Consider the following 8,935-nt stretch of genomic DNA (forward strand, 5'->3'; position numbering starts at 1 on the left):
CTTCAGCGCCGATGGTAGTTGGGGGTTTCCCCCTGTGAGAGTAGGACGCCGCCAAGCCATTTTAAAGATCAGCCATCCGGCTGGTCTTTTTTTGTCGTTTGATTCCTTCTGAATTCTTGATTGAAACCAACTAAAAGGAAGAAACCGATAAGACTCATATAAAGAATGTTAGAGGTAGTATAAGATAGTGTATAGGATAGGACATACTATAAATGTATCATCATATCTGTATAAGACATATGGACAGATTGCTTCGTTTCTTTAGGGATATATGTTAAACTTAACTTAGTTCTGAAACTGTCATTGGGGGAATAGCCGATGGATACCTCTGCTAAAGAAGAAATGATTTTTTCGTTTGCTGAATGGTTGAGAGACCAAGGCAAATCAGATAATACGATCAAAACCTATACTGGTGTTCTTTCACAGTTTTGTGATCAGACACAAAAGATATTGTTGGAAATCCAATCTGAAGATGTTCAAGACTATCTTGACAATTTAGAAAATTGCAAGAAAAGTCCAGGGACAATTGAAAAACACTATATCGCTCTAAATGTATTCTTTAAATTTTTGGGTACGCCACAAATAATGCTTACTGTTGAACGTAAGATAAAAGAGCAGAAGCATGAGGTGCCTGAAACTTTAAGTATAAAAGAGCAGGAAATCCTGTTAAGAGATATAGAAGCAGAGGGAAATCTAAGGAACATTGCCATCGTATACCTGTTGTTACATACTGGAATTCGTGTATCTGAATTATGTGACTTGAATGGTCGGGACGTCATCATGGATACAGAGAAAAATTATATTGTTGTCAGGAACGCAAAAGGTGAAATTGATAGGAACGTTCCCCTTACATTATCGGCTATCCAACATGTGAAAAATTATCTTTATTCTTTAAAAGAAAAAGCAGACCCGCTGTTCATTTCAAGTTATAATCAAAGGATTACACCGAGGTCAGTTCAATATATATTGAAAAAATACAATGTGCACCCACATAAATTGCGTCATACATTTTGCCAAAGGCTAGTGGATAATGGAATAGATATACAAACAATATCAAAGCTTGCCGGTCATAAAGATTTAAACGTAACGAAGCGTTATTTAAAAGAAAAATCGCTGGATCTTGAAAATGCGATAGATCAAACTTTCACTAAACATTAACCTATAGAAGCTAAAAAGGAAGACGGAGTCTTTCTTTTTTTTGTTCCTATAAACAAACTAATTTAGTCCATAGGGGTCCGTCTAAGAAGGAAGCTGAGAGATGAAGCCATTAGGGGAGCAGGAGGTAGTTAAGCCTTGAAATGGGCTGTATTTAGCTTATATACTCATTCATATGGATGAGTTGATGAGGCAAGCTTCGAGTCATTTGATCAAGAAAAGAGAGAGGGCATCCCATAATAGGGATGCCCTCCATTCTTATTTAGCTGTTTTTTTCTTCTTTTTGCCTATTTTCATGATTACTTCATAAACTACCGGTACTATGACAAGTGTAAGCAGTGTAGAACTCACTAGTCCTCCGATAACTGTTATTCCCAAACCTTGTGAAATTAATCCGCTGCCTTCTGCACCGATGGCCAGTGGTATTAAAGCACCGACTGTGGCAAGGGCGGTCATCAAGATTGGACGCAGTCGTGTTGATCCTGCCTCCAGTAATGCCTCACGAGTAGATAAGCCCGAGTCTTCATTTTTGATTACACGGTCCACTAATACGATGGCATTGGTTACAACGATACCAATAAGCATGAGGACACCCATCATAGCCGACACGCTGATGGTCTCACCTGCAATGAATAATCCTGCTAATGCCCCGATTACCGTAAATGGTAAGGAGAATAGAATGGCGATTGGTGCTAGACCGCCATGGAAAGTGACGACAAGGACAAAGTACACGATAGCAATTGCTGCTAACATAGCGATGCCAAGTTGAGTGAATGATTCTTGAATGTCTTCGGTTACTCCACCATAGTCAACGGAAACACTTGCAGGAAGGTCTAATTTATCAACTTCCTTTTGTACCTTAGCTGTTACTGCTGCTACATCATCCGATTTGATTGTTGCAGACACGTCGGCATAAATTTTCCCATCGCGACGGCTTATTGTGTCGGACGTCTTTCCTTCTTCGATTTTCACAAGCTCTTTTAATGGTATTTCCATACCCATTGGAGAGGTGATCTTCGTATTCTCAAGATCTTTTTTATCTTCAAATGTCGTTTCTTCTGTCTCGACATATACTTTGACTTCTTCTCCATCTTTCTTAATTGTAGTTAGAGCATCATCTTTGTTCGAATTTGCAATGGACATACCAATTTGTGCAGCTGTTAGTCCAAGATCACTAAGCTTTTGCTGGTCCGCCACTAGTGTATATTGCTCATACGCATCGGAAAGACTCGTATCAACATCTTTTAAGTCTTTGTTTTTCTTCATGATATTCTGAATATCATCGATTACCGGTTCAATATCTTTTTGTGTATTTCCATAAACATAAAGGGTGGTTTCATTACTTGATGTTGATGTGAATTCTTGTTGTTTCCATGTTCCGGGTGTATCAAGGCTAGTTAAATCTTTTATGATCTTTTCTTTCTTGTCCCCGAAGTTTTCAGTGTCTTCATCATAGATTACATAGAAGAGAGCCGAGTTACCCGAGCCGCCCATCATGCCGGACATCATGTTTTCCCCTAGTGTGTATTGAACGGTCTCCACATCATCTTTATCCATGAAATATTTTTCTACTTTTTCGGTTTGTTTTTCAATATCCTCTTTTAGTTCACCTGGTGCTGGAGTGTAAGTAACGATGATCGTTTTTTCTTCATCTGCAGGCATGAAGCTGACACCGATACTTGGAATTAGGAATAAGCTGCCGACTAATAATACAATGGCCGTACCAAAAGTTATTAACTTATGGTTTAATGACCAATCCAGCGCTTTTCGGTAGAATAGAGATAGTTTGCTTGGCTTTTCTTCATGTGATTTTAATTCTTTTTCAGATAGTCCATTTTTAAATAAAGAGTCTGCCATGGCTGGAACAAGAGTGATGGCAATGATTAATGATGCAACTAAGGCAAACACCATTGTTAATGCGAATGGCATGAATAGTTCCCCAACTGCTCCCGTAACGCTCGCTAAAGGCAAGTAAACGGCTACAGTAACGATTGTTGATGATAGAATAGGGATGAACATTTCCTTAGTGGCAGAGCGTATTAATTCGCCGCCTTTTAATTGTTCGCCTTTTAAGGCCATTCTTCTATAGATATTTTCAATTACGACAATCGAGTCATCAACGACTCGGCCAATGGCAACTGTCATTGCACCTAGTGTCATGACATTTAATGAGATGTCCAATTGTTTGAGCACCAAAAGGGCTGCTAATAAAGATAATGGAATTGAAATGACAGAAATTAGAGTCGTTTTAAAGTTCCTTAGGAAAAGCATGATAACAATGACGGCAAACAGACAGCCGAAAATTGCCTTACTGATCATCGTTTCTACAGAATCTTTAATCGGTTTGGCTTGATCAAGCGTAGTATGTACGCTTACGCCTTTGAAATCTTCTTTGAAATTCGAAACTTCTTCTTTTACTTCGTCTACGATTGCAACCGTATCGGCATCAGGCGATCTTGTAACCTGGAGTCCGATCGATTCGCTGCCGTTTGTTCTTGAGATAGATTCAGCCTTACCGGTGATTTTAACTTCGGCAATGTCTGATAATTTAACATTTTGTGGTTGGACAGTATTTGGTGCCAGTCCAGGAGATACTTGATTTGTATCAGGTGCACCTTGAGTTGGTGTTTCTGTTTTTGAACCACCCGTTAAAGGTATTTTAATATTTTTCAGGTCTTTTAATGTGGAGATGTTTCCATCAACAACGATCGTTTTTTCTTTATCTTCAAAGTTATATATGCCTAGTGGCATTTTGACGTTAGCAGCTTGGATTACCTTCTTCACAGTCTCTTCGTCGAGTCCGTATTGCGCCATCTTATCTTCATTGAATACAAGGCTGCCTTCATTTACTTGTTGTCCGGAAATTGAAACGGATGTTACACCGTCAATCCCTTCAAGTTTAGGTACTAACACCTCTTCGACGTTTTTTGTCAGGGCAGGCAAATCAGAATCCTTATCTGTTACACTGAGTGCGACAACTGGAAAAGCGTTTAATTCCAATTTAGATACGCTTGGGTCATCCACTCCATCAGGTAGTTCTAATTTCTCTAATGCTTCTTTCACTTCTTTTACAGCGTCGTCCATATCCGTATCATAATTATATTGTAATTGGATGGAAGAAACATTGGCCATGGAAGACGAACTGACTAATTCGACTCCTGATAAATTTGTGACTTTCTGTTCAATCTGTTCTGTGAGTTTATCTGCTACTTCTTCAGGTGCAGCTCCAGGGTATACGGTGGAAATGCTTATTAAAGGAGTTGAGATATTGGGAATGGTTTCTTGCTTCATGTTTAAACCAGAATATAAACCCGCTGCAACGATGATGATTGTAAGCAGCCAGATTGCCAGTTTATTTTTCAAAGAAAATTTAATTATAGAATTCAAACTATTACCCTCCATACTTATATTGTGACTAGTCGGTCATAGACTCAAATATATAGTATAAGTATTATGATTGCAATAGATAATAACTGTTAGTTTTATCGTTGTGATTTCAAGGGTTTTGGGATACAATATGGATGAGATGACTGAGTGGTCATAAGTGGATAATATTTATGGGATAGGATGAATTTGATGAATGAAAAACATAAAATGATTATAGATAAGTCTGTTGAACTTTTCGCGGAGAAAGGCTATCATGCTACTTCCGTTCAGGAAATTGCTGAAAAGTGCGGGATAGCAAAGGGATCTTTTTATAATTACTTTAAATCGAAGGAAGAGTTGCTCGTCTCTATTTTTAAAAATTTTTATGAGGCGTTGACGGACTCTTTGCTCGATCTGGAGCTTGATGATTCTTTATCAAGTAAAGACAAGTTTTTAAGGCAAATCACTGTTCATATTGAACATGTGACAGGAAATACCAACTTCATTCAAATGCTGATGCAGGAACAAATGGTTCATATCAGCAAAGAATTGGATAGTTTTTTACATTATATCCATGAAGAGGGCCTGATTTGGTGCAAGCGTAAAATCATTGAGTTATATCCAGATCTCTCGGCTGAGCTTTTGCCTGATAGCACGATCATATTAGATTCCCTTTTCAAAGGATATATCGGAATGTTAATCAGAAAAAAAGATGCCTACGAAGTGGAATTGTTACCTAACTTCATCTTGAACCGGATGGATTCGATTATCGTAAGCCTGCAAAACAAGGAAGATCCATTATTGAAGCAATTTCCATTACCAGAATGCTCTTTGCGGGAACTGAGCCCTAAAGAGGAAATCAATTCGATCATCGGCAGGATGTTGGAAGTGGAAACGCGTAAAGAAGAGGGAATGGAAACAAGTAAAAATACGGAAGCTTTAAAGGCGATTCAAGAAGAGTTTCCTAAAGCTAAACCAAATTCGATTATCCTGGAAAGTCTTTTGTTGTTTTTGGAAAAAAATGAAAAACGAAGTCCCCTTTGTTCAAAGCTTATCTTAACGATGAAGGATTATTTGATGAAATTATGAAGGCTTTACGGAAAGGGGCGTATAGCCTCTTTTTTATGTGGATACTTTGTGGAATTTTAATTCTGAATTTTCGAATATAAGATTGAGTTTCAACAGGTAGCCTTTAGGAAAAGGTAATTATAAAGAAGACAATTCTTGCTTTGAATATGGAGGCTACGTCATGAGATGGAAAAAAGGAATGCTGATTTACAATAAAAAAGCCGGGAATGATAAACTCGAAAGAAATCTCGAGCAGTGTCTTCCGGTTATAGCTCCTCATATTGATGAGTTCCTTATTCTGCAAACGAAGGAAAAAGGCGATGCAAGTCGTTTCTGCTCGGAATATGGGGAAGACATGGATGTTGTTTTTGTATTGGGAGGAGATGGAACCGTTCATGAGTGTGTTAATGGTCTTTCACCACTTGGAAAGAGGCCGCTGTTTGGGGTTTTACCTGGAGGGACGTGCAATGACTTCTCCAGGACATTAAAGATTCCACAAAATGTTCGTCAAGCCTCGGAAGCACTTGTAAATGGCAAGGTTCGTTCAATTGACATAGGGCAGGCCGATGATGACTATTTTTCGAATTTTTGGGGTATTGGACTTATTTCTGACGCATCAAGCAATATTGATGAGCAGGAAAAAAATAAGTTCGGAAAGATCGGATATTTATTAAGTGCGGTTAGGACGATTGGAGATAATAACCCGTTTCCCTTTAAGCTCCAATATGATGGAAATATGATTGAAGGTGAAGCAATCATGATTTTGGTCTTGAATGGATGTTATATTGGTACTAATTTATTGCCATTTCCCATGGTTAGTCCTGACGATGGGCTGCTTGACATTGCCATCTTAGAAAAAGCAAACCTTAGTGCATTTTTAGAAATAATAGCTATGAAACGTTCGTGGACTGAAAAACTGAGATCGGAGTCAGGGGTGACATATTTACAGGCTGATACTCTGACCGTTGAAACTAATATGCCGCTTGATGTAGATATGGATGGAGAGATCTATAGCCAAACACCTACCCGGATTAAAGTCCTCGGTCATCATTTATCGGTATTAACGCCGAATTAGAGAAGAGAGTATTAAATATTAAGGTAAGTGATATGTGTTTTTTTTGTTTCATTCATTCCTTATTTCTGCATTTGCTTCCAAAATAAGATAAAATATAGAATGATATATCATTTTTTGCAGGAGGAACACATATGGTGTACCAGGTCAGATTGTTAAAGGGCATTTTAGAGCCCCATAGGAGTCGTTACCAGCTGCAAAATGCAGAAGCGGTCACACGGCTTGGATGGAAACTACTATTATTATATTTTCTTAGTGTTATAGTTTTTGCAATTGGAGGATATTTCGGCATTGGCTCTGAGTCATTTTCCAAAGAAATCACAAAGATGACTGCTGATGAATTTGAAGCGGGAAAGTTGCTGATAGTTTGCGGTAATATTTTAGCAGGTCTATTTTATCCTTCTATATATATATTTTTATCTTCTCTATTCTTTTGGATTGTTACGGATATCCCATACATAAAATTAGTAATCGTTCAAATGATCATTTTTGGTTTGCAATTATTGGAGAAAATATTGCTGCTTCCTCTATTCGTATTAATGGATATCGGAAACGATGCTAACCCTTTTTCGTTGGGTGTCATCAGTCAGTATTTTCTAAGAAGTGATTACTTTATTCATTTTTTCAGCGAAATCACCATTTTTCAATTTCTTATTATTGTCCTGCAATATTTCTATTTAAAGGAATTTACAGAACGAAATAAATATTTGGTCCTATCAATGACTGTTCTATTCTATTTGGCCACGTGGTTTGTTAAAGCCTTTTTAGCATATATCCAAGTGGGCGTATTTGTATAAGGCGGGTGAAAAGAATGAGGGCGAAATGGAAAATAGCGGCAGTATCTGTTGCTTCGATTACATTAATAACCGTTAACTTATACCTTATTGAGCAGAAAGAAAGCAAAGTGGAACGAACTGTTTTCGTGGAAAACTGGACTAAAGTAAAAAAAGATACAATTAGGGATACCATCCAAATAAAAGGGGTAGTTAAACCTGTAGAAGAGTATGATATCTATTTCGATGCCAAGAAAAACGACTTTAAAAAATTTCTTGTAAAAGAGGGAGATGAGGTAGCGGCTGGCACTCCGTTATTCGAGTATACGACAGCCGAACTTGATGCGCTTAAAGCGAATTTAGAAGCGGAGAAAACAGCTGCTGAAGGAGAGATTGCAGGAATTGATGAATACATAGGGAAGTTGAGGACTTATCAAGGAACCCTGAACAGCAATCCTGATAAGGCGGTCATCGATGACTCGGTAGAAAAGAACTTGAATATTGATGTAACTACAAGTTCTACAGATCTTATCAAAAGTAACATTGAGCAAGAAATGTACAAGCAAGAACTAGAAAAAAGCAGCTTGAATGAAAAAGTGAAAATGTATGATGCTCAATTAAGCTCAATCGAGGAGCAAACCAACGCGGTTGAGACGGCCAGTGAAGCAGATGGTGTTGTTAAAAATATCAATAAAAACCTGAACAATCCCATTGTATCCATTGTTTCAACAAATATGGCAATTGAAGGGGATTTCTCTGAAGAAGAAATGAAAAAGGCTGAAGTGGGCATGACTATAATAGCAAGTTCCCCTGATTTAAAAAAGTCATTGAATGGAACAATAGGTCGTATACATTCTTATCCTACAGAAGAGCCATCATTAAAAAAAGAAAGCAGATTTCCATTTCAGGCCATGATTGAACCGGAGGGTGAAGAAACGGAACCTTTGTTGGTTGGATCAAAGGTCAACCTTGCAGTAATAACCAATGAGAAAGCTGGTGTACCCTCCATTCCAGAAGAAGCAGTCCATCCAAAAAAACAGCCACATGTCTATAAATTGACTAAAAAAGGCTTTGTGGATAAACACTATATTACAAAAGGGCTTAAAGCAGAAGGAAAGCAAGAAATCATAAAGGGACCGGCAGTTGGTGAAATCATTCTAATAGAACCGAATGGGGTAGTGAAAAACCATTCTCATTTTATTACTCCCATTCAATTAGAAAAAGTGAAACCTGCATCTTATATAAAATTCACCAAAAGGGAAAAAGTAAGATATCTGTTACTTGGTATGTTGGAAAAATAGCTTTTTTTCATCAAATGAGGGGATGTCAAATTCGTGATAAATTATATATCCATATAATTTCATATGAATAAAATTGGGATGTAAAATTACGGGTATAATAGTCGTTAATGCAGAATATTCAGACATGTTTAAAGATTATTTCTAACAAGGGACGAGAATAAATATTTACAGAATCACATTTTTAGTATAATATTTTATTA

General features: G+C 37.6%; 6 protein-coding genes. 5 read left to right on the plus strand and 1 reads right to left on the minus strand.

The features are described 5' to 3' along the window. The first annotated feature begins 318 nt into the window (after positions 1-318). Positions 319-1,158 carry a tyrosine-type recombinase/integrase gene (locus ACFWE9_RS24065; RefSeq protein ID WP_230162362.1) on the plus strand — a complete coding sequence of 280 codons (840 nt, stop codon included), beginning with the start codon at positions 319-321 and terminating at the stop codon, positions 1,156-1,158. A gap of 255 nt (positions 1,159-1,413) precedes the next feature. Here the strand turns inward: ACFWE9_RS24065 and ACFWE9_RS24070 are convergent, their stop codons facing one another. After that, a complete protein-coding gene (locus ACFWE9_RS24070; RefSeq protein WP_377359170.1) occupies positions 1,414-4,542 on the minus strand; it encodes an efflux RND transporter permease subunit in 3,129 nt (1,042 codons plus the stop codon). A gap of 189 nt (positions 4,543-4,731) precedes the next feature. Between ACFWE9_RS24070 and ACFWE9_RS24075 the strand changes: the two genes are divergently transcribed. The 4 genes from ACFWE9_RS24075 to ACFWE9_RS24090 all read left to right on the plus strand — a co-directional run bounded on the left by ACFWE9_RS24075 (position 4,732) and on the right by ACFWE9_RS24090 (position 8,735). Continuing rightward, on the plus strand, positions 4,732-5,610 hold the full coding sequence (locus ACFWE9_RS24075) for a TetR/AcrR family transcriptional regulator (RefSeq protein WP_230162366.1): 879 nt from the start codon (positions 4,732-4,734) through the stop codon (positions 5,608-5,610). A gap of 160 nt (positions 5,611-5,770) precedes the next feature. Then, positions 5,771-6,664 (plus strand): diacylglycerol/lipid kinase family protein, encoded by an 894-nt coding sequence (locus tag ACFWE9_RS24080; protein WP_230162368.1) that lies wholly within the window; start codon positions 5,771-5,773, stop codon positions 6,662-6,664. A 131-nt stretch (positions 6,665-6,795) separates the two neighbouring features. After that, positions 6,796-7,458, plus strand: coding sequence for a hypothetical protein (locus ACFWE9_RS24085; RefSeq protein WP_230162370.1), 663 nt, complete (start codon positions 6,796-6,798; stop codon positions 7,456-7,458). Between the two features lie 14 nt (positions 7,459-7,472). Beyond that, positions 7,473-8,735, plus strand: a complete 1,263-nt coding sequence (locus ACFWE9_RS24090) for an efflux RND transporter periplasmic adaptor subunit (protein WP_377359173.1) — start codon at positions 7,473-7,475, stop codon at positions 8,733-8,735. The last annotated feature ends 200 nt before the right edge of the window (positions 8,736-8,935 follow it).

Origin of the sequence: Peribacillus sp. NPDC060253 (genome assembly GCF_042727425.1) — a bacterium.
Classification (GTDB): Bacteria; Bacillota; Bacilli; order Bacillales; family DSM-1321; genus Peribacillus.

Bases quoted from the DNA above. Each gene is read 5' to 3' on its own strand.
- ACFWE9_RS24065 (WP_230162362.1), top strand. From the start codon at position 319: ATGGATACCTCTGCTAAAGAAGAAATGATTTTTTCGTTTGCTGAATGG.
- ACFWE9_RS24075 (WP_230162366.1), top strand. From the start codon at position 4,732: ATGAATGAAAAACATAAAATGATTATAGATAAGTCTGTTGAACTTTTC.
- ACFWE9_RS24080 (WP_230162368.1), top strand. From the start codon at position 5,771: ATGAGATGGAAAAAAGGAATGCTGATTTACAATAAAAAAGCCGGGAAT.
- ACFWE9_RS24085 (WP_230162370.1), top strand. From the start codon at position 6,796: ATGGTGTACCAGGTCAGATTGTTAAAGGGCATTTTAGAGCCCCATAGG.
- ACFWE9_RS24090 (WP_377359173.1), top strand. From the start codon at position 7,473: ATGAGGGCGAAATGGAAAATAGCGGCAGTATCTGTTGCTTCGATTACA.